At 65.6% G+C, this 21,432-nt stretch carries 16 protein-coding genes; 3 read left to right on the forward strand and 13 right to left on the reverse strand.

What is annotated here, in order from left to right; genetic code table 11:
- Positions 1 to 85 precede the first annotated feature (85 nt).
- A complete protein-coding gene (locus QA645_RS30140) occupies positions 86 to 1,609 on the reverse strand; it encodes an FAD-dependent oxidoreductase (protein WP_283044985.1) in 1,524 nt (507 codons plus the stop codon).
- A 78-nt stretch (positions 1,610 to 1,687) separates the two neighbouring features.
- Positions 1,688 to 2,584, reverse strand: coding sequence for an alpha/beta hydrolase (locus tag QA645_RS30145; protein ID WP_283044986.1), 897 nt, complete (start codon positions 2,582 to 2,584; stop codon positions 1,688 to 1,690).
- A gap of 378 nt (positions 2,585 to 2,962) precedes the next feature.
- On the opposite strand from QA645_RS30145, the gene QA645_RS30150 reads away from it, so the two are divergent.
- The 3 genes from QA645_RS30150 to QA645_RS30160 all read left to right on the forward strand — a co-directional run bounded on the left by QA645_RS30150 (position 2,963) and on the right by QA645_RS30160 (position 4,819).
- Positions 2,963 to 3,502 (forward strand): sigma-70 family RNA polymerase sigma factor, encoded by a 540-nt coding sequence (locus QA645_RS30150; RefSeq protein WP_283044987.1) that lies wholly within the window; start codon positions 2,963 to 2,965, stop codon positions 3,500 to 3,502.
- Position 3,503: 1 nt separating this feature from the next.
- A complete protein-coding gene (locus QA645_RS30155; RefSeq protein ID WP_283044988.1) occupies positions 3,504 to 4,151 on the forward strand; it encodes a ChrR family anti-sigma-E factor in 648 nt (215 codons plus the stop codon).
- A 68-nt stretch (positions 4,152 to 4,219) separates the two neighbouring features.
- Positions 4,220 to 4,819, forward strand: coding sequence for a sigma-70 family RNA polymerase sigma factor (locus QA645_RS30160; protein WP_283044989.1), 600 nt, complete (start codon positions 4,220 to 4,222; stop codon positions 4,817 to 4,819).
- Positions 4,820 to 4,824: 5 nt separating this feature from the next.
- Here the strand turns inward: QA645_RS30160 and QA645_RS30165 are convergent, their stop codons facing one another.
- From QA645_RS30165 to QA645_RS30215, 11 genes are all read right to left on the reverse strand, one after another.
- The gene (locus QA645_RS30165; RefSeq protein WP_283044990.1) at positions 4,825 to 5,652 is read right to left on the reverse strand and encodes an HD domain-containing protein; all 828 of its coding nucleotides are present in this window, start codon (positions 5,650 to 5,652) and stop codon (positions 4,825 to 4,827) included.
- A gap of 315 nt (positions 5,653 to 5,967) precedes the next feature.
- Positions 5,968 to 7,602: a tetratricopeptide repeat protein gene (locus QA645_RS30170; RefSeq protein WP_283044991.1), complete on the reverse strand. Its 1,635-nt coding sequence runs from the start codon at positions 7,600 to 7,602 to the stop codon at positions 5,968 to 5,970.
- Positions 7,599 to 8,273, reverse strand: a complete 675-nt coding sequence (locus QA645_RS30175) for a formyltransferase family protein (RefSeq protein WP_283044992.1) — start codon at positions 8,271 to 8,273, stop codon at positions 7,599 to 7,601. Before QA645_RS30175 ends, QA645_RS30170 begins: the two co-directional genes overlap by 4 nt.
- 160 nt (positions 8,274 to 8,433) lie before the next feature.
- Positions 8,434 to 9,312, reverse strand: a complete 879-nt coding sequence (locus QA645_RS30180) for a transglutaminase family protein (RefSeq protein WP_254192696.1) — start codon at positions 9,310 to 9,312, stop codon at positions 8,434 to 8,436.
- On the reverse strand, positions 9,309 to 11,843 hold the full coding sequence (locus QA645_RS30185; protein WP_283044993.1) for a circularly permuted type 2 ATP-grasp protein: 2,535 nt from the start codon (positions 11,841 to 11,843) through the stop codon (positions 9,309 to 9,311). The genes QA645_RS30180 and QA645_RS30185 overlap by 4 nt, the downstream gene beginning before the upstream one ends.
- A 27-nt stretch (positions 11,844 to 11,870) precedes the next feature.
- On the reverse strand, positions 11,871 to 15,140 hold the full coding sequence (locus QA645_RS30190) for a transglutaminase family protein (RefSeq protein ID WP_283044994.1): 3,270 nt from the start codon (positions 15,138 to 15,140) through the stop codon (positions 11,871 to 11,873).
- A 104-nt stretch (positions 15,141 to 15,244) separates the two neighbouring features.
- Positions 15,245 to 16,768, reverse strand: coding sequence for an altronate dehydratase family protein (locus QA645_RS30195; RefSeq protein ID WP_254130069.1), 1,524 nt, complete (start codon positions 16,766 to 16,768; stop codon positions 15,245 to 15,247).
- 187 nt (positions 16,769 to 16,955) lie between these two features.
- Entirely contained in the window at positions 16,956 to 17,732 is a 777-nt protein-coding gene (locus tag QA645_RS30200) for an aldolase/citrate lyase family protein (protein WP_254192693.1), read from the reverse strand.
- Between the two features lie 268 nt (positions 17,733 to 18,000).
- On the reverse strand, positions 18,001 to 18,729 hold the full coding sequence (locus tag QA645_RS30205) for an ABC transporter ATP-binding protein (protein WP_283044995.1): 729 nt from the start codon (positions 18,727 to 18,729) through the stop codon (positions 18,001 to 18,003).
- Positions 18,729 to 20,507 carry a branched-chain amino acid ABC transporter ATP-binding protein/permease gene (locus tag QA645_RS30210; RefSeq protein WP_283044996.1) on the reverse strand — a complete coding sequence of 593 codons (1,779 nt, stop codon included), beginning with the start codon at positions 20,505 to 20,507 and terminating at the stop codon, positions 18,729 to 18,731. The genes QA645_RS30205 and QA645_RS30210 overlap by 1 nt, the downstream gene beginning before the upstream one ends.
- A complete protein-coding gene (locus tag QA645_RS30215; RefSeq protein WP_283044997.1) occupies positions 20,504 to 21,376 on the reverse strand; it encodes a branched-chain amino acid ABC transporter permease in 873 nt (290 codons plus the stop codon). The genes QA645_RS30210 and QA645_RS30215 overlap by 4 nt, the downstream gene beginning before the upstream one ends.
- Positions 21,377 to 21,432: the final 56 nt, after the last annotated feature.

The following is a 21,432-nucleotide window of genomic DNA, read 5'->3' on the forward strand; positions in this document are numbered from 1 at the left end:
CCCAGAGCACATCTCAGGATAGCACTGATGGCACCAGGACGACAGCCAGCAGAGCAGCCGCGGAGGCCGCCAGCCTTGACGCAAATCAAGGCCGCGACCGCTCCATCTCGAGCTCGGCCTTGAGACTGTCGAGATCTCGGTAAATTGAGGCAATCGCGAGCACACGGCCGCCCTTGCGGTACCTGAGCAGGCAGTCCCTGTCCGGAATACTGCCGTCGACGGCGATGTCGTCGAAGCTCTCGGCATGGCCGACATAGTTGATCGGGACGTCGTAATGCTGGCTCCAGAAGAACGGCACCGCGTCGAAGCGTTCGCGCTTGCCGAGCATGTTGCGCGCCGCGGTCTGGCCCTGCCGCTCCGCGACCACCCAGTGCTCGACGCGGATGTTCTGCCCCGAATGCGGATCGGGCCATCGCGCGATGTCGCCGGCGGCGAAGATGCCGGATGCGCTGGTCTCGAGATAGTCGTTCACGCTGACGCCATGATCGATCGCAAGGCCCGCCTGCTCGGCCAGCGCAAGCCGCGGCTTGACGCCGATGCCGACCACGACAAGGTCGGCATCGATCACGGCTCCGCTCTTCAGCGTCGCACGCGTGCCGTCGAGCGTCGTGACCGTGTCGTTCAGGTGGAAATTGACGCCGTTCTCCTCGTGCAGCGCGCGAACGAAGTCGCCCATATCAGGCCCGAGCACCTTCTGCATCGGCCGCTCCTCGGGCGCGACCACATGCACCTCGAGCTTGCGCGCGCGCAGCGACGCCGCGACCTCGAGGCCGATGAAACTCGCACCGATCACCAGCACGCGCTTGGCGCCGCTCGCGGCCTTGATGATGGCGCGGCTGTCGGCCACCGAGCGCAAGGTGTGGACATGCGGCTGGTCGGCGCCGGGGATCTGGAGTTTGACGGGCTCTGCACCGGTCGCAAGCAGCAGCCGGTCGAACGGCAGCTTGTCGCCATGGCCGAGCGTCAAGCTGCGCGTCTTCGGATCGATCGCTGAGACATCGGTGTTGAGCCGGAGATCGATGCCGGCGTCCTGGTAAAAATCCTCGCTGCGCAGCGGCAGCCAGTCCTCCGGCGCATTGCCGGCGAGATAGTCCTTGGAGAGGTTGGGCCGATCGACCGGCATCGCGCCGTCGCTGCTGAGCAGGGTGATGGCGCCGGCAAATCCTTCGCGGCGAAGCGTCTCGGCCGCCGCGAAGCCGGCCGCACCGCCGCCGACAATGACGAACTTTTCGCCTGTCGGTGCGCTGCGATGAGCCGACGGCGGTTTTGGCGCCTCGCGCTTGCGCGCAACGATGATCTTGTCGCGATCGCGCGTCACCTCCCACACCGCCAGGGCGCTCAACGCCGGCGGCCGCGTCGCCTCGCCTGTGCGCATGGAGAAGCAGGCGTGGTGCCAGGGGCAGCGGATGGTATCGCCCACCACCAGCCCTTCGGCGAGCGGGCCGTGATAGTGGCTGCAGGACGGCTCGATCGCAAAGACATCGCTGCCGGTCTGCACCAGCAGGACGTCGTCCTCGCCGACATGGCCGAGCAGCTTGCCGTCCTTGAACTCGCTCGGCGACACGCCCCTGGTCAGGTCGGGCCCGCTCGGCTTCTTGTCCTCGGTCATGGTCATCTCCCTGGCAGCTTGACGCGCAGCTCAGGATTGGACGACGGCGACGGCGAAAAGTTCCTGGAATCGCGAAAATCAGGATCCTGCGGCCGCCTTGCGCACGTCGATCACGGCCTGGGCCCATTCGGCCGGCCGCTCCTGCGGCAGATTGTGGCCCGCACCGGCGAAGACGCGCCGCTTGAAAAAGCCCTCGAACTTGCGCGCGTGGTGCGCGGTGCCGGAAATGACGCCATCGCTGTCGCCGTCGATCGCGATCGTGGGAACGCGGACCGGCGGCTGCTCTGCAAGCTTTGCCTCGATCGCCGCATAGGCGGGATCGCCTTCGACCAGCGCATAGCGGTGGCGATAGGAATGGATCACGACGTCGACAAAGTCGGGATTGTCGAACGAAACGGCGCTCTTCTCGAAGGTCGCGTCGTCGAAGGCCCATGTCGGCGACCACATCGCCCAGAGCTGACGGGCAAAGCCGCGGCGATTGCGCTCCAGCGCGCGGCGGCCACGTTCGTTGTGGAAGAGATATTGATACCACAGCGCGGCTTCTTGCGGCGGCGAGGCCGGCTCCATGGAGCGAGCGATATCCTGGATGTTGTAGGAATTGCCCGTGACCAGCCCGACCACGCGTTCGGGATGCAGCACCGAGACGACGCAGGCCGCGCGCCCGCCCCAATCATAGCCGCCGACGACGGCACGGCTGATGCCGAGCGCATCCATGAAGGCGAGCAGATCGGCGCCAAGCGCCGCCTGCTCGCCGGAGCGCAGCGTCTCGGGGAAGCGAAACCGCGTCGGCCCGTAGCCGCGCAGATACGGCACCAGCACCCGCGCGCCGGCTTGCGCGATCAGCGGCGCGGCCTCGGCATAGGCGTTCACGTCATAGGGAAAGCCGTGGCCCATGATGCAGGACCAGCCATCCGGCGCGCCGTATTCGAGATAGGCGATGTCGAGGATGTCGGTCGTGACGGATTTCTGTTGCATGCTGCACCCTCGCTTCGCGGCAACAGATTACCGCGCGCCGCGCGGTGTTCCAACTCCTATCGAATGCCGTTCCCTGCATGCCTGCCCCCGGACATGCGAGCCGGCGGTTCGAACCACGGCCAGTGAGACCGGTGCTTGTCGTCGCCGAGCCGGGCCCTTAAAACAAAGGGGCTCTTAAAACAAAGGGCCCTTAAAACTAAGGGCTTCTGGAGGTGATCCGGATGACCGCGTCCGTCGTTATGGAAGCGACATGTCAACCGAGGCTCCATGAACGCCGGTCTTCGAGCTGTGAGCAGGCCCTTGTGGCGCGGCCACCTTGCGGCGGCTCCCCGGCGGGATCGGCCTCGACGGTTCATAGGCGAAAGGCCCAAGGCGACAGTGGAATGGGCTGAATTGATCGGACGCGTCGCGGCCCATGGCGATCGGGACGCGTTCAAGCTTTTGTTCGAGCATTTTGCTCCGCGCGTGAAGGGATTCCTGGTCAAGACCGGGATGACCGCCGACGCCGCGGAGGAAATCGCGCAGAATACGCTGCTGACGGTTTGGCGGAAGGCAGCCCAGTTCGATCCGGCGTCCGCAGGTGCGGCCGCATGGATCTTCACGATCGCGCGCAATCTGCGCATCGATTCCGCGAGGCAAGCGGCACGGCAGGCCAAGGCCAATGCGAGCGCAGAACGGGATGAGACGCCCGACGTCGCGGAATCGCCGGAGACCATGATGACCCGGAGCGACGACGTCTCGCGCGTGGCGGCAGCGCTGCTGCGACTATCGGAGGAGCAATCCACGGTGATCCGGATGTCGTTCATCGACGAGCAGCCGCACGGCGAGATCGCCGAACGGCTCGGACTTCCGCTCGGAACGGTCAAGTCTCGCATCAGGCTTGCCATGGCGCGGCTCAGAGATCTCTTGGACGATTGACATGACCATCAACCATCATCCCCCCGAAGATCTGCTGGCCGATTTTGCCGCCGGCCGGCCTGACGAGGCCGACCGCCTTGTCATCGGCGTCCATGCCGCACGATGCCCGCGGTGCCAGCGCTTCATCGCCGCGATCGAGCAGCTTGCGGGTGCCGCGCTCGAGCAAGCGCCCCCGGTCGCAATGGCCGACGACGCGTTCGCAACGCTCTTGGCCAGGATCGATGAACCGGCGTCACCGCCGGCGGCGGCCTCCTCGCAACCGGTGGAGCTGCTTGACGACGACCTCCCGGAGATCCTGCTCCGTTGCCGGTTCGGCAAGAGCCGGCGCGTCGCGCCTGGGGTCAAGATGCAGCCGATCATCCTGCCCGGCGCGGACAAATCGCGCGCGTTTCTGCTGTGGTCGGCACCCGGCACGCGCATGCTGGAGCATACGCACACCGGGACGGAGCTGACGCTCGTGCTCAAAGGCAGCTTCAGCCATCAGGGCGGCGAATATCGGCCCGGCGATTTCGACTTCGGCGACGGCGAGGTCGATCATCAGCCGATCGTCGGCAGCGACATGCCGTGCCTGTGCCTCGTGGCGATGAGCGGGGATTTGCAGATGCACGGCTGGCTCGGCCGGTTGATCTCCCCCTTCGTGCGGCTTTGAACGCCCTCATGTGATCCAGTCACGTTGCGCGGTCGTTCTCTTGGCAGATCAGGCTGGAGGACGAGGACATGAGCTGCGGCAGATTGACGGCACGGGATCCGACGATCGAGCGCCTGAGCCATCTTCTCGCCCGGGTCGGGCGCGACGACCAGCGGGCCTTCGCCGAACTTTTTGCCGCGACGCGCAACAAGCTGCGCAAGACCGCCCACGCGATTGCGCCGTCCAGCGCTGATATCGACGACCTCCTCCAGGAGGCCTATTTGAAGATCTGGAAGCATGCAGCTCACTTCGACCCAGGTCGCTCCTCGCCGATCACCTGGATGTGCGCGATCATGCGCCACACGGCGATCGACGCAGCGCGGCTCAAGCAAATGCCGATCGCGGATTTCGACGAAGCCCTGTCGGTGCCCGACGTTTCCGAGTCCGACGACGCATTCGACTACGACCTCGCTCAACCCATCGCGATCCGCGCGATCCAACGGCTCCCGGATCAACGCCGGCAATTGCTGTCGCTGGCCTATCTCGACGGTGAAAGCAGGCTGATGTTGGCGCAGCGCTTTGGGGTGCCGGTCGGCACGATCAAAACCTGGCTGCGGCGGACCCTGGACTCCGTTCGGCGCGATTGCGTCGAGGGCCGGACCATCAGTGCAGCCACGCAGACCGGCTGAAAAGGCTATTTCTGCGGCCCCGACAGCGAGATCTCGCGTTCGGCACGGAACACGTTGCTGTAGAGATTGGCGATCCACTGCCGGCCGATCTCGGTCTGGTTGAGATAGCCGATCTCGGTCTGGATGTGCGGTGCGACGCTATTCCAATAGAATTGTGGATAGCGGTTCACGATGTCGGCGGGCGAGTCGTAGCCGAGTTGGCGGTTCATGCCGACCTCCTCGAACTCGTAATAGAGTGCATTGGCCTTGCGCAGATAGTTGGGATCGCCGAGCTGCCCGATGAAGTCGGCGGCGCGCAGGATCGAGGCGTCGGCGTCATACTCCTGGCCTTGCTGGGCTGGAAACCGGGTGCCCTCGATAGCGCGCGCAATGCGTTCGGGATCGAGCCCCGGAATATGCCGCAGCCTCCTCTTTACGTAAAGTTTCGACCGGTCAACGTGATACAACATCAGGCTGGCGTCGGATGCGCCGCGCGGCAGCGAGACCTTGGTGCCGGCCGCGTCGATCAGGAAGCCGTCTTCGTCATCCTCCTCGAACAGGCCGCGCACATAGCCGATGTCATGAGCAAGACATGCGATCAGGACGTGAACATAGTCCTCAGCGTCCAAATGAGTGTGGAGATATCGGCCACTGAGGATGCAATGCCCCGCCAACGTCACAAGCATCGTGTGCTCGATATTGTGATAGAGCGCGTCGCTATTGCCGATGCATTCCATCGTGGTACGGGTGGCGCTCTCGACCATATTTGCCGCGGCATCGCCGAACCGACGGCGCATGAAAGAGCCCAGCCGCTTCTCCAGGCTTTCAGCCGCCAGTCTGGGTAACGTGATCATGGATGCAGCCCCGTCTGTCGGTGGTGTCCCACGCTCGCTCCTGACGCCTCATACTCGCCCTCGACGCAGGTTCAGCATAGCCCAATCTGGGGCGACTGGCCAAATCCGGGACCCAAAATACGTAAATATGATATTGTGCCGCCGCGCAGCATCATGGTTGCGGTCGCGGGTCGATGCACCGGGCGGCGAGGCCGTGCGGCCGCTCGCCGGCCCGGCCAATGGCCGACCGTTCATCTTGTGAGGAAGGATGGAGCGCGAGGTGGGTCCCCGTCGCGATCGGGCTAAGGCGCCTGCACCGCGTTGCGGACGGCGGCGTCAATTCCCTCGTGCAAAGCGCGCGAGCATCCCGTCGAACGCGACCTTGATGCTGCGGATATAGGGGTCCTTGTAAGGAAATTCCGGATTCTGGTCGTGCACCAGCATGGAGGCATTGACCTCGAACACGACGAGATCGCCGTCCCGGTCGAGACCGCAATCGATGCCGAAATAGTCGAGACCGATGCGATCGCGAATGACTCGCAACGCCTGATAATGGGCCGTACCGAAGACCTGCCCGGGCGCGCGCAGGAAACGCTCCTCCTCGTCCTGCATCCAGGCGTGATGCCCCATGTCGGTGGCATCGCGATGGAGCTTCCAGTCGTCTCCGATCGCCAGATGATAAGGCAGGATCTCCTCGCCGATGAACAAGAACCGGTATTTGCGAAAGAAGCCGTCGGCGGAGCGATAGTCGATATAATCGATGACGTAGCGGTCATGGTCGGCATGGGCCGCAAGGAACGCGGCCAGCGCCGCGGCGTCCTCGAGCTTCTCGAAGACGTCGCCGCCATGCATGCCGGCCTGGCGCGCCAGCAGCGGAAAGACAAGCGCGAGGCCGTCGGGAAGCTCCTCGCCGGCCGCAATGCGGATCGTGCGCGGCACCCGGCAGCCCTCGACGTCGGTGAGTGCCAGCGCGGTCGCATCGCGCGTGGTGTTCTGGATCTTTGCGGGATCGTTGACGATCGGCTTGCCGAGGCTGCGTGCAATCGCGGTGGCGAGCGGAAGCACCTCCGCGCCCTGGTCGGCGTCGGAGACGAGGTTGACCACGACGTCAGCCTCGCGCGCGAGCAGCGCAAGATCAGGCTGGCTGCCGGGCAGCAGCGACAGGATGCTGGTCTGGTAGGCGCAGTCCTTGAAGAGGAATTCGACCGGCGTGTTGCCGACGAAGGGCGCAAACAGCGCCAGCGCCCGAAACGCCGGCGGCGATGTGGTGGCGGGCCTGCGCAGGATCGGATGCATCTGCGCGGCAAGGGCGTAGGCAGCCTGCGCCGCGGCCTGCTCGCCCCGCGCCTGACGGATCGCCCCGACCCAGTAGAAATTCTCCGCCTGTCCGGGCGCGAGCGCCACGGCCCGCTCGAACTGCGCCACGGCCTCCTCCGTCTCGCCAAGCTCGAAGCAGACCTTGCCAAGCTGGCTGCGGAGGTCGGCATCCTCCGGTGTCTCCCCGAGCAATTCGAGCAGCAGCGTCCTCGCGATCGCGAATTGCCGCGTCGTCACCAGCGCCTGGACCAGATTCGTGCGCGACGGCCGGTGGCCCGGGTTGCGCCGGAGCGCCTCGAGGTAAAGCGCGATCGCATCCTGTGTCTGCCCGCGGCGCTGATGCACGATGCCGAGATTGCACCAGCAGGCGACGAGATGCGGCGCGATACGCAAGGCCGCCTTGTAGTGCTCTCCCGCAGACGCGATATCGTCGCAGAGCATGAAGGCATTGGCGAGAGCGGCGTGAAGATCGGCCACACAATCGACGGCCACGCCGATCGACGCCGTGGCCGCACGCGCGAGCCCGACCTGAAAGACGGCGATCGCGTGCCTGATCTCGCCACGCCGGTAGTGCTCGCGCCCGGCGCGCAGCATGTCGGAAACATCAGGCGTGCCGGTGGCAGGCGCTGCGAGAGCCATCGAAGGTGACGTCATGTGCTCTCCGGAGGTGACGCCGTGAAGGTGACACCATGCAAATTGATCGCCGGCGCGATGCCGTAATGATTGCCGCCGAAGGCGCGCATGCGGCGCCACAGCTCATCCCTGGAAATGTCGAGCGGGATGTCACAGACCTGCCGATAGCTGCGGCGCGTATTGGTGCGGCCGCTCCAGGACAGCGCACACCGCGGCATCAGCGACGTCTCGCGCGCCAAAGGCTCCGCCCACACTTCGAACAATTGCAGCAAATGCGCATAGGCGAGCTCGCCGAGCCCCATGAGGGTGCAGGCCTGCGGAATCGGGAACGACACGACGTCGAGGATCGCACCGGAATCGACCCGTTCGGCCATGGCATGAAAGGTCACACCAAAGCTATCTGCGCGGTCATAGAGCGCGAAATGGGCCGGAGCCCAGCCCGGATAGTTCGGCGGCCCCGGATGAAAATTGTAGGCGCCATGGCCGAAGCGCGCGAGCAGGTCGGCCGGCACGATGACGCTCGACGCGAAGGCGACAAGCCGGGCCTTGCGGAGCGAAGCGGGCTCGAGCTTGCGAAGCCCGGCGATATCAGACACCGGCCAGATCGTCAGGTCCGGCCTGAAACTTCGCAGGATCCGCGACAGTGCCACCTGTTCGGCAGCGTCCGTCAGCAATGCAAGTCCCTCGACCATCGGCTCGGCTTCAGCAGCGTTAAAAGTGAGCCAATATGTCGCGGGGTAGCGTTAACAGCGTGTTAATGAACAGCCGTTCGTCACATCCAGGAAACATGGTGAAACAAATTTCCTGCACTTGGACGTATTCGGTCACAAAAGGGAATCGGTGAAACTACGGTCACTCCACCAGCAGCACGTCCACGGCAACGCCGAGCTTCTGCTTCGGCGAGCCGACGATGATGCCGTCGACGGGGGACACATCGGAGAAGTCGCGAGCGACCGCCAGGACGATGTGATCGTTGGCGACCAGGAGATCGTTGGTCGGATCGAAGTCGATCCAGCCGAGCTCCGCCCCGCACCACAGCGACACCCAGGCATGCGTCGCGTCCGCGCCCTGCAGGCGCGGCTGGCCCGCCGGCGGAATGGTGCGCAAGTAGCCGCTGACATAGGCGGCCGGCAAGCCAAGCCCGCGCAGCCCTGCGATCATCACATGAGCAAAGTCCTGGCAGACGCCGTGACGCTTGTCGAAGACCTCGTTGAGCGGCGTCGAAATCACGGTGGCCTTGGGGTCGTAGCGAAACTCGGTGCGGATGCGATGCATGAGGTCGACCGCACCGGCGAGAATGCCCGCGCCCGACGCAAAGCTCTCGGCCGCATAGGCACTGACCGGACGCAGCACCGGCACCAGCGGGCTCGCAAAGACATAACCGACCGGTGAGGACGGCCCGAGGCTCGTCGCCTCGAACGCGATGTCGCGGATGCTCTCCCACGATGGGCTCGCGGCATCGCGCGCCGGCGGCTTCCGCTCGACGGAGATGCGCGAGCGCGAGTCGATGCGCAAATTGCGATGCGCGGCCTCGATCACGATGCTCTCGGTCAGCGTGCCGAAGAAGTCGCGGCGGACGTGGCGTTCGGACGGACGCGGACGGATCTCGACCTTGTGCGAGATCAGCTCCTGGCCGTTCCCGCTCTTTGGCTCGAGCCGCAGCGTGCAGCGGGCGAAGCTGACCGGGTTCTCATACTCGTAGGTGGTGACGTGCCTTATGTCGTAGATCACGCCAGCCCCGTCAGCTTTTCCGGCCGGCTTGCGTTGGGGCCGTGCGGGAAATAATGCAGCCCGATCGCTTCGGCGAGGCTCAGCAGATCCTGCTCCAGCGCGAACAGGGTTTTGACCTCGAGCTTCTCGGCCTCGGCCGTGGCGAGCATCGACTGCACGGCCACCGCAAGCCGCTGCGGCTGCTCGATCAGGCCGTGCTCCTTCAGGCTTGGCAGTGCGGCGATATGCTCGTTCAGGGTCATCACCTGGAACGCGACCGATCGTGGATTGTAGCAGTCGAGCACAGCGAGATCGCGCACCGGTGCCAGGATCGGCGCCAGCAGATAGCGCGAGCGATAAGTGATCTGGGAATCCACCAGCGTCAACAGGATGTCGAGGTCCTCGTCGCCGGCCTCGTCATAGGCAAACTGCCGCGCGAAGCGCGCGGTGTTGATGGCGCGCTCGGTGCGGCGGCCGATATCGAGGAAGCGCCAGCCGGCGGCGCGGTTCATGTTCTCCTGCGCAAGGCCTGCGAAGCTCGCAAGCTCCTGCAAGGTCAGTTCGGCCGCGCTCAGCACGCTGTCGTCGTCCTCGACCTCGTAGGAGAGCCGATCGGCCATCTCGGTGATGACCTGCCAGGCATCGGGCGACAGCCGCTCGCGCAACGAGGTCGCCGTGCGCAGCGCCGAACGCACCAGCGACAGCGCCGAACCGAAACGGTCCGGGCTCTGCAAGGCTTCGGCGACGATGCGGCTTGGCGCCGCGCGCGAGGTCTGCGAGATCGCGCCCCAGGTCACCAGCAGGCGCTGGATGCGTTCGGCCGATTGCAGCGAGGCCGCGGTGCCCTTGTTGGGTCCGCTCGGCGAGCCCAGCGCACGCACCAGCCGCAGCGTCGCTTCGGCGCGTTCGAGATAGCGGCCGAGCCAGAACAGATTGTCGGCGGCACGGCTCGGCAGCACGCCGGCGATGCGGCGGATCCGGACCTTGTCGGTCGCCGGTAGCAGCGACGCGGTCGAGACCTTCTTCTCCGAAACCACCCAGACGTCGGCCGCGCGGGCGCCGTCCCCCATCGACACCGCGCGCGCGTCCTGCTGCTCGGCGATCCGGCAGAAGCCGCCCGGCATGATGGCCCAGCCGTCCGGCGTTGCGGCTGCAAACACGCGCAACACGAAGGGACGCGGCGTGAGCTGCCCCTGCTCCCACACCGGCATGGTCGAGAGACGCACCACCTCCTGGCCGACATAGTCCATGCCGCGCGCATTGATGGCGTCGACCAGGCGCTGATGGCCCGCGGCATCGAGCTCGCTTGCGAGCACCGGGCCATTGCTGTCAAAGCCGGGCACGCCGCGCCGGTAGGCACCTTCGATCGCGACCTCGTCGAGCCGCGACAACACCTCGTCGCGCGCCGACTTCTGCCCGCACCACCAGGTGGCGATATGCGGCATCTTCAGCTCTTCGCCGAGCAGGCGACGGCTGAGCGCCGGCAGGAAACCGAGCAGCGCCCTCGCCTCCAGCACGCCGGAGCCCGGCATGTTGGCGACGACGACGCCGTCCTTGCGCAGCACGTCGATCAGGCCGGGCACGCCGAGATGCGAGGAGGCGTCGAGCTCGAGCGGATCGAGCGAGTTGGAATCGACGCGACGGAGCAGCACGTCGAGCCGCTTCAGCCCCGCGACGGTCCGGATGTGGATGCGATTGTCGCTGACGGCGAGATCGTCGCCCTCGACCAGCAGGAAGCCGAGATAGCGCGCCAGTGTCGCGTGCTCGAAATAGGTTTCGCTGAAACTGCCGGGCGTGAGCACGCCGATGCGCGGCTCGTCGCGATCGGCGCGCGCCCGAAGGCTGTCGCGGAACGCCTCGAAGAACGGCGCGACGCGCGGCACGTTCATCGACTTGTAGAGATCGGAGAAGGCGCGCGAGAGCACCAGGCGATTCTCCAGCGCATAGCCCGCGCCTGACGGCGCCTGCGTCCGATCGCCGAGCACCCACCAGCGGCCGTCGGGCCCGCGACCGACGTCGGCGGCATAGAGCGAGAGGTAGCGCCCGCCCGGCGGCGGCACGCCACAGACGGGGCGGAGATATTCGGGGCTGCCGGCGATGGCGCCGGCGGGCAGCGCACCTTCCGCGACCAGCCGGCCCTCGCCATAGATGTCGCGCAGCACGAGCTCCAAGAGCTCGGCGCGCTGGGTGATGCCGGCGGAGAGCTGCTTCCAGTCGGCCTCGTCGATCAGCAGCGGCAGATGGCTGATCGACCAGGGCCGGTCGGCGGTTTCGCCGGGGGCACGGTAGGTGACGCCGGCCTCGCGCAGGTGGCGGTCGGCCATGCCGAAGCGCCGCTCGACCTCGTCGGGCGCTAATCCGCCGAAGGCATCGAAGAAGCGGCCCCAGACCGGGCGCGGGGCCCCGTCGGCCCCCAGGAATTCGTCGGGAATGCCGGGCAGGCGGCGATAGTCGCGGACCCATTGCGCGAGGCGGCGCTGGCCGTCGCGCTGGCTTTCGCGCTGTCCTGGCGCCTTACCCGCCTTGTCGTCCTGTGCCGCGCCCTCGCCCATGCGCCTCTCCCTGCCCCTCCATCATACTCATTGCAGAAGCGGGGTCCGCAAGTCGAGGGTCAGCGGAAATTCATTTGTGCGTTCCTCGGGCGGCGCTTGCATCGGCCCGGGCGTGTGACCGTGATCCTGGAAGCGCGCCAGCCGCCGCGCCTCGGCCTCGTAGGTGTTGACGGGCTTGGTGTCGTAGTTGCGGCCGCCGGGATGGGCGACGTGATAGACGCAGCCACCGAGCGAGCGGCCGTTCCAGGTGTCGATCAGGTCGAAGGTCAGCGGCGCGTGGACCGGGATGGTCGGGTGCAGGCCGGAGGCCGGCTGCCAGGCCTTGAAGCGGACGCCGGCCACGGCTTCTCCCGAGCGGCCGGTCGAGGTCATCGGCAGGCGGCGGCCGTTGCAGGTGATGATATGGCGGCCCTCGACGAAGCCCTCGGCCTTGACCTGGAGCCGTTCGACCGAGCTATCGACATAGCGCACGGTACCGCCGGCCGAGCCCTCCTCGCCCAGCACGTGCCAGGGCTCCAGTGCCTGCCTCAGCTCCATCGTCACGCCGCCATGGTGGACGCGACCGAAGGCGGGGAAGCGGAATTCGAGCTGGGCCAGATACCATTCCGGCTCAAAGGGATAGCCGGAGCTCTTGAGCTCTGAGAGCACGTCCTGAAAGTCTTCCCAGATGAAATGCGGCAGCATGAAGCGGTCATGCAGCGCGGTGCCCCAGCGCACGAACTTGCCCTGTTGCGGCTCGCGCCAGAATTTTGCGATCAGCGCGCGGATCAGGAGCTGCTGCGCCAGCGACATCCGCGGATCCGGCGGCATTTCGAGCGCGCGGAATTCGACGAGGCCGAGCCGGCCGGTCGGACCATCCGGCGAATAGAGCTTGTCGATGCAGATCTCGGCACGATGGGTGTTGCCGGTGATGTCGACGAGCAGATGCCGGAACAGACGATCGACCAGCCACAGCGGCGTCTGGTAGCCCGGCGGCGGGACGTGCGAGAGCGCGATTTCGAGCTCATAGATGCTGTCGTGGCGGGCCTCGTCGATGCGCGGCGCCTGGCTGGTTGGGCCGATGAAGAGGCCCGAAAAGAAATAGGACAGCGACGGATGCCGCTGCCAGTACAGCACCAGGCTCTTCAACAGATCGGGCCGGCGCAGGAACGGCGAATCCTGTGGGCTCGAGCCGCCGACGACGACGTGATTGCCGCCGCCGGTGCCGGTGTGGCGGCCGTCGACCAGGAAGCGGTTGGCGCCGAGGCGTATCTTGCCGGCATCCTCATAGAGCCCGACGGTGATGTCGACCGCCTCGCACCAATTCCTGGCCGGCTGAACGTTGACCTCGATCACGCCGGGGTCAGGCGTCACCTTGATCACCTCGATGCGCGGATCGAACGGCGGCGCATAGCCTTCGACATGGACCTGGAGCTGCATCTCCTCCGCGGTGGCTTCGACCGCCGCGATCATTTCGAGATAATCCTCGATGCGCTCGACCGGCGGCATGAAGGCGCAGATCACGCCGTCGCGGACCTCGATCGACAGCGCCGTGCGGACGGGGACGGACGTGTTGAGCTTCTCGGGCGAGACCCGCGGTGGCGCTTTCGGGCGCTCCGGGAGCGTGAATACCGGCAGCTTGCCGCGCGCCTCCATCGGATCCTGCTCGACGATGTAGGGATATTCGCCGGGCGGGACATAGCCGAGCGAGCCGATCGGCAAGCGCAGGCCGAGCGGTGAATCGCCCGGCATCAGGAACAGATGATTGCGCCTGAGTTGCCAGCGCTCGCTGCGCCAGCGCGGCGGCGCGTTCCAGCGCTGCACCGGCAGCACGTAGCCGCGTGGCTTGCGCAGGCCCTCATTGAACACGCGCGCCATGCGCGCGCGGTCCTCCGGATTGGACAATTTGGAGTCGGAGGGATCGACATTGACGGGAAGCTCGGCCTCTTTCAGCAGCCAGTATGCGGTGTCCTCATAGGCCGGAATGATGTAGCCGGGATCGAGCCCGAGCCGCGCCGCCGTGCCCTCCATGAAGTCCTCGGCGTCCTCGGTCATGGCGCGCTTGGGATTCTCGATCCTGGCGATGAGGTCGCCATTCTTCCAGATCGGCACGCCGTCCTTGCGCCAGTACAGACCGAACGCCCAGCGCGGCAGGCTCTCGCCCGGATACCATTTGCCCTGGCCGTAATGCAGCAGACCGCCGGGCGCGAAGCGATTGCGCAGACGACGGATCAGATCGTCGCCGAGCGCGCGCTTGGTCGGACCGACGGCTTCCGTATTCCACTCCGCCGCTTCGAGATCATCCACGGACACAAAAGTCGGCTCGCCGCCCATGGTGAGCCGCACATCCTGCGCGGCGAGATCGCCGTCGACCTGCTCGCCGAGATCGTTGAGCCGCGTCCAGGATTCGTCGGAGAACGGTTTTGTAATGCGCGGCGCTTCGCGGATACGGCGGACGCTCATGTCGAAGGCGAATTCGACCTCGGCAAAGCCGGCACCGCCGGAGATTGGAGCTGCCGAACGATAATGCGGCGTGGCGGCGACGGGGATGTGCCCCTCGCCTGCGAGCATGCCCGAGGTCGCGTCAAAACCGATCCAGCCCGCGCCCGGCAGATAGACCTCGGCCCAGGCGTGCAGATCAGTAAAATCGTTCTCGACTTCAGGCGGGCCCTCGATCGGGTCGATATCGGGACGGATCTGGATCAGATAGCCGGAGACGAAGCGCGCGGCGAGGCCGAGATGGCGGAAGGTCTGGATCAACAGCCAGGCGGAGTCGCGGCACGAGCCGGCGCAGGAGGCGAGCGTCTCCTCCGGCGTCTGCACGCCGGGCTCCATGCGGATGACGTAGTTGATCTTCTGTTGCAGCGCCCTGTTCAGGTCGACCAGGAAGTTGACCGTGTTCGGGGCTTCGCGCGGGATCGAGGCGAGATATTTTGCGAAAGCGGGCTCGGGCTTGATGGTCTCGAGATACGGCGCCAGTTCGGTCTTGAGATCCTTCGGGTATTCGAACGGAAAGCTGTCGGCGTAGGGCTCGACGAAGAAGTCGAACGGGTTGACCACGGTCATCTGCGTCGTGAAGTCGACCTCGAATTTCAGCTCGGTGGTCTTCTCCGGAAAGACGTAGCGCGCGAGCCAGTTGCCCTGCGGGTCCTGCTGCCAGTTGACGAAGTGATTGGCGGGGGTGACCTTGAGCGAATAGCTCAGGATCGGCGTGCGCGTGTGCGGCGCCGGCCGCAGGCGGATGGTCTGCGGTCCCAGATCGATCGGGCGGTCGTATTTGTAGTGCGTGACGTGGTGTAATGCGACGTAGATCGACACGGGGTACGGTGCTCCAGCAGCTTTTTTGAGCAGAACACCGCTGGTGACCTCGATCAAGCATTAACAACGGGCAGACCGTGCCTACGGCACGGGCTGCTCGCGCATTACATCGTCGCGCCAAGCACCCAGGGCGCGAACTCGGCGCCGCCGAAATCGAAGCTTTCGCTCTTGGTCGGCTGGCCGGACGCGGTCTTGAGGATGAGATCGAAGATGCGCTGGCCGCACTCCTGCACGCTCTCCTCGCCTTCGAGGATGGTGCCGCAATTGACGTCCATGTCCTCTTCCATGCGCTTGTACATGGGCGTGTTGGTCGCGAGCTTGATCGAGGGCGCGGGCTTGCAGCCGAACACGCTGCCGCGGCCGGTGGTGAAGCAGACGAGATTGGCGCCGCCGGCGACCTGGCCGGTGGCGGCGACCGGATCGTAGCCGGGCGTATCCATGAACACGAAGCCGCGCTTGGTCACGGGCTCCGCGTAGCGCAGCACGTCGACCAGATTGGTGGTACCGGCCTTGGCCATCGCGCCGAGCGACTTCTCCAGGATGGTGGTGAGACCGCCGGCCTTGTTGCCGGGGCTGGGATTGGCGTTCATCTCGGCGCCTTCGCGCTCGGTGTACTCGTCCCACCAGCGCATCAGATCGACCAGCTTCTCGCCGACCTCGCGGCTGACGGCGCGACGCGTCAACAGATGCTCGGCGCCGTAGGTCTCGGGCGTCTCCGACAGGATGACGGTGCCGCCGTGACGCACGATGAGATCGCTGGCCGCACCGAGCGCCGGGTTGGCCGACACGCCGGAATAGCCGTCGGAGCCGCCGCATTGCAGCGCCACGGTGAGCTCGCTCACCGGCACGGACTCGCGCTTGACCTTGTTGGAGTCGGCGAGCGCCTCGCGCACGAAGGCGATGCCGGCTTCCACGGTCTTGCGGGTGCCGCCGACTTCCTGAATGTCCATCGCGCGCAGGCGGCCGGCGAGCTTCTGCTCTTCCATCAAGCCGCCGATCTGGTTCACCTCGCAACCGAGGCCGAGCACGATGACGTGGGAGAAGTTGACGTGCCGCGCATAACCGCCGAGCGTGCGGCGGAGCAGCGCGAGCGGCTCGTTCTGGGTCATGCCGCAGCCGGTCTTGTGGGTCAGCGCGACGACGCCATCGACATTGGGGAATTCGGCCAGCGGGTTGTCGCCGGTAAAGGGATTCTTCTTGAAGACGTCGGCAACGAGACCCGCGACATGGGCGCTGCAATTCACCGAGGTGAGGATGCCGATATAGTTGCGCGTGGCGACGCGGCCGTCCGGGCGGCGGATGCCCTCGAAGGTCGCCGGCAGGTCGAAGTTCGGCGTCGGCTTGACGTCGGCGCAATAGGCGTAGTCCTTGGCGAAATCGCCCATGCCGATGTTCTGGACGTGCACGTGCTGGCCCGGCGCGATGGCTTGGGTGGCAAAGCCGATGATCTGGCCGTAGCGGATCACAGGCTCGCCCACCGCGATCGGCTTGATCGCGACCTTGTGGCCGGAGGGAATGCGCTCGACGGTGGTGACGCCGTCGGCGACCACGGTCCCCGGCGGCAGGCTCGCGCGCGCGATCAGCACGCCATCAGCGGGATGCAGGCGGATGACGGGGCTGATGGTCATGGGAGTCTCCTTGGGTCTCTTACTTCACCTCTCCCCGTTCTTACGGGGAGAGGTCGGATCGCACAGCGATCCGGGTGAGGGGCAAGCCGCGCGCTCGATCGTTAGACTGGTACGTGTTGAGAGAGGCCCCTCACCCTAACCCTCTCCCCGTAAGAACGGGGAGAGGGAAGAGAGAGAGAGAGAGCGATCAGGCCTTGCCGCCCGAATCCTTGCGGGTCGCGTTGACCTGCATCTTGGCGTAGGTGGTCATCATGCCGACCTCGTTCGAGAGGGTCACCAGCTTGAAGCCCATGTTGATGGCGCGCGTGGCACCCTCAGCGCCGCTGCAGTGGATGCCCGGGAACAGCCCGCGCTTGTCGCATTCCTTGATGATCTTGTCGTAGATCGCGAGAATCTCCGGTTCGGTACGGTCGAGCTTCGGCTCGAGGCCGTAGGAGAAGCCGAGATCGGACGGCCCGATATAGACGCCATTGAGGCCTTCGACGTCGAGGATCGCTTCCATGTTCTCGACCGCGGTCTTGGTCTCCATCATCGGCAGCAGCACGATGTCGTCGTTGGCCGTCTTCTGATAGGAGCCCGCGGTGCCGTACATGCCGGCGCGGATCGGACCGTTGGAGCGGACGCCCTTCGGCGGATATTTCGAATAGGAAACGAGGTTCTTGGCTTCCTGGGGCGTGTTGACCATCGGGCAGATCACGCCATAGGCGCCGCCGTCGAGCACCTTGCCGATGATGCCGGGCTCGTTCCAGGGCACGCGGACCATCGGGGTGACCGGATGCTTGTCCATGGCCTGGAAGCACTGCACCATCGAGAGGTAATCCTGCACGCCGTGCTGCATGTCGACGGTGACGCTGTCGAAGCCGCATTGCGCGATCATCTCAGCCGAGAAGCCGGAGGGAATAGCGAGCCACGCGTTGACCACGGCCTTGCCCGACTTCCAGATTTCCTTGACCTTGTTCGCCACGTTGCCTTCCTTCTTCGTTGTTTGGACCGTGTTTTTTGGACCGTGTTTTTGGACGGCGTTGTTTGCACCGCCGTCACCACGCCGGGCGCTGCGACAGCACCCCCTCGCTGTTACCGCGAACCGGGTCGCCGCGCTACGCTCGCAATGACGCAAGACCTATGCGCTCGCCTACTGGGGCGGGCCTCGCGGGCGGCGCCACTATCGCCGCCCGGGTGTCATCCCGCAAGGGGAAGCCGCCCGGGTCGTGTCCCGGAACGGAACCCTCGGTCTAGGCGCTCGCCTTGGCATGCCCGCCGAGATAGGCCGCGCGGATCGCCTCGTTGCCCCAGAGTTCGTCGGGCTTGCCGCCGAGCACGATACGGCCGGTCTCCAGCACATAGCCGTAATCGGCCACCGACAGGCCCATGCGCGCGTTCTGCTCGACCAGCAGCACGGTCGTATTGCGCCGGATCTCGGAGATGATCTTGAACACGGCCTGCACGATGACGGGCGCCAGCCCAAGCGAGGGCTCGTCCAGCAGCAACAGCCGCGGCTTGGCCATCAGCCCGCGCGCAACCGCCACCATCTGCAACTGGCCGCCGGACAGCGTCCAGCCGAGTGCGTTGCTGAACTTGCGGATATCCGGGAACAGATCGAACATCGCATCCGCCTCGCGCGAGATCTCGGAGGTCGCGGCCCGGCGATTGGACGCGCCGAGCATGATGTTCTCCTTCACCGTCAGACCCGGAAAGACGCGGCGTCCCTCCGGCACGTGGCTGATGCCCATGCGGACGATCGCTTCCGGGCCGAGGCCCGCAATCGACTTGCCGTCGAACACGATGTCGCCGGAGGTCGGTTTTGCAAGGCCGGAGATGGCGCGCAGGGTCGTCGACTTGCCGGCGCCGTTGGCGCCCAGCAGCGTCACCACCTGGCCCTGCTCCACGGCGCAGGTCACGCCGCGCAGCGCTTCGATCTCGCCGTAACGCACCACGAGGTTGCGGATTTCGAGCAACGGCATCATTCGCTCCCGAGATAGGCGGAGACGACGTCGGGATGACGCAGCACGGCCATGGATTCGCCATCCGCGATGCGGCGTCCGAAGTTGAGCACGGTGATGTGCTGGGCGGCTTCCGAGACCAGCGTCATGTCGTGATCGATGATCAGGATGGTGAGCCCTTGCGCTGCGATGCGCTTGAGCAGCTCGTGCAGCTCGAGCTTCTCGGTCGAGTTCAGACCGGCCGCGGGCTCATCGAGCAGCAGCAGCGTCGGATTCGACGCCAGTGCGCGCGCGATCTCGATCAGGCGCTGATGGCCGTAGGAGAAGCTCGAGATCAGCTCGTTGGCGCGGTTGCCGAGGCCGACGAAGGTGAGCGCCTCCATCGCGCGTTCGGTCAACGCGTCGTCGCCCTTCCCGACCATGGTGTTGCCGGGCTGTTCCGCGCCGATCTCGACATTCTCCAGCGCCGTCATCGAACGGAACAAGCGGATGTTCTGGAAAGTGCGGCCGAGACCCGATGCCGTGCGCTGATGCGGCGGCATGTGGGTGATGTCGGTGCCGTCGAGCACGATCTTGCCTGCGGTCGCCACGTAGAGACCCGAGAGCACGTTGAGCGTCGTGGTCTTGCCGGAGCCGTTCGGCCCGATCAGCGCATGCACGCCACCGCGCTTCACGGCGATATCGACGCCGTCGACGGCCTTGAGGCCACCGAAGTGCTTCGACAGACCAGTGACTTCCAGCACGATGTCGCCGCCGACGCTGGCCGGCTTCAGCTGGAGGGCCGCCGCCGCCGGCGTGGCCTTGATCTTGGCACGCCAGCGCGTGAAGGCGTCGGCGACAAAGCCCCAGATGCCGTCGGGCATGAAGCGGATGATCAGGATCACGAACAGGCCGTAGATGGCGAGGTACAGGCCCGGCACGCTCTTGAGGAAGCGCAGCCATTCCGGGATCAGGATCAGCAGGCCCGTACCGATCGCAGAGCCGATCGGCGAGGCCACGCCGCCGAGCAGCGACATGGTCAGGAACACGATCGATTCCGCGAACGAGAACTGATCGGGGCTGACATAGGCAAAGCCGCCGGCGAACAATCCACCCGCGAGACCGCCGAGCAGTGCACAGAGCGCAAAGGCGTAGATCTTGGTGCGGAAGACGTCGATGCCGTTGACGCCGGCCGCCAGCTCGTTGTCGCGCACCGCGCGCATGGCGCGGCCGAGCTTGGTATCGGCGAGATGCCAGACCAGATAGCCGACGATCGCGAGCATCGCGACGCAGAAGGCAAGATAGCTCTGCGACGACTGGAACAGCTCCGGACGCTTGATGTTGGGGACGCCGTCGGGTCCATGCGTCAGCCAGATCGCGTTGATCATGACCAGGGTGACGATCTGCTGGAACGAGATCGTCACCATGGCGAGGTAATGGCCGCCGAGCCGCAAGGTCGACATGCCGAGGAAGGCGCCGGCGAGCAGCGAGATCAGGCAGCCGCCAACGAGACAGAGCCAGAAGCTGACATGAAGGTCCGTCGTGCCGATGCCGACCGCGTAAGCGCCGAGACCGAAGAACGCGGCCTGCGCCAGGTTGATCTGGCCGCACAGGCCGAGCACGACAGAGAGGCCGAACACCGCGATCGCGAATGTCGTGGCCTGCAGCAGGATGTTGTGGACGTATCCGTCGAAGCGCATGGTCGCGGCGAGTGCGACCAGGATCGCCGCGCCGATGAAATACGGCAGGTGCCGGAGCAGCAGCGGCTTCGAGTGGATGGCGGGCGCCGGAATCGGCATGTTGTCGCTGGGGGCGCTCATGCTTTTTCCGCCACGCGTTCGCCGAAGATGCCCTGCGGCCGGAAGATCAGGAAAGCGATCAGCACCAGGAAGGCGAAGCCGTCCTTGTACGGCACCGAGACATAGGCCGCGCCAAAGGTCTCGATCACGCCGAGCGCGAGCCCGCCGATGATGGCACCGGCGACGTCGCCGAACCCACCAATAATCGTGGCAGCAAATGCCTTCAGCCCGATGGTCGAACCCATCTGGATCGAGACGAACAACACGGGCGCGACCAGGATGCCGGCGAGACCACCGAGCACCGCCGAATAGATGAAGGTGATCATGATCATGGTCGAGACGGAAATGCCGAGCAGCGAGGCCATCTCCTTGTCCTGCGAGGTCGCCTGCAGCTTCTTGCCGAGCAGCGTCTTCTCGAAGAACCAGAAGTTGAAGATCACGAGGCAGATCGTGACGCCGATGATCAGCAGATACTGGCTGTCGAGATAGACCGGGCCGAGCTGGATGCCGGGCGTGTCGAACCAGCCCTGCAGCACCTGCGGCTGCGGACCGTAGATCGCGAGCACGGAATTCGCCAGCAGGATCGAGGCGCCGATGGTGGCGATGATCACGGGCAGATAGGTGCGGTGGCGCAGCGGATAATAGACGCCGAGATTGAAGACGACACCGAGCAGCGCCATGCCGAGCAGCGCGACGATGAAGGCCGCCCAATAGGGCAGACCGGCTTCGACCGCGACGACCATCAGATAGGCCGCGACCATGGAGAATTCGCCCTGGGCGAAATTCACCACATTGGTGGCACGGAAGATCAGCACGAAGCCGAGCGCGACCAGCGCGTAGACGGCGCCGATACCGATGCCGGTAAAGAGCAATTGGAGGGCGAGATCCATGACAAGCTTCTGTTGGAGGTCAGAGTAGTCCACCGAATGACGTATCGACCTCCCCG

The sequence above is a fragment of the Bradyrhizobium sp. CIAT3101 genome, from assembly GCF_029714945.1.
Lineage (GTDB): Bacteria > Pseudomonadota > Alphaproteobacteria > Rhizobiales > Xanthobacteraceae > Bradyrhizobium.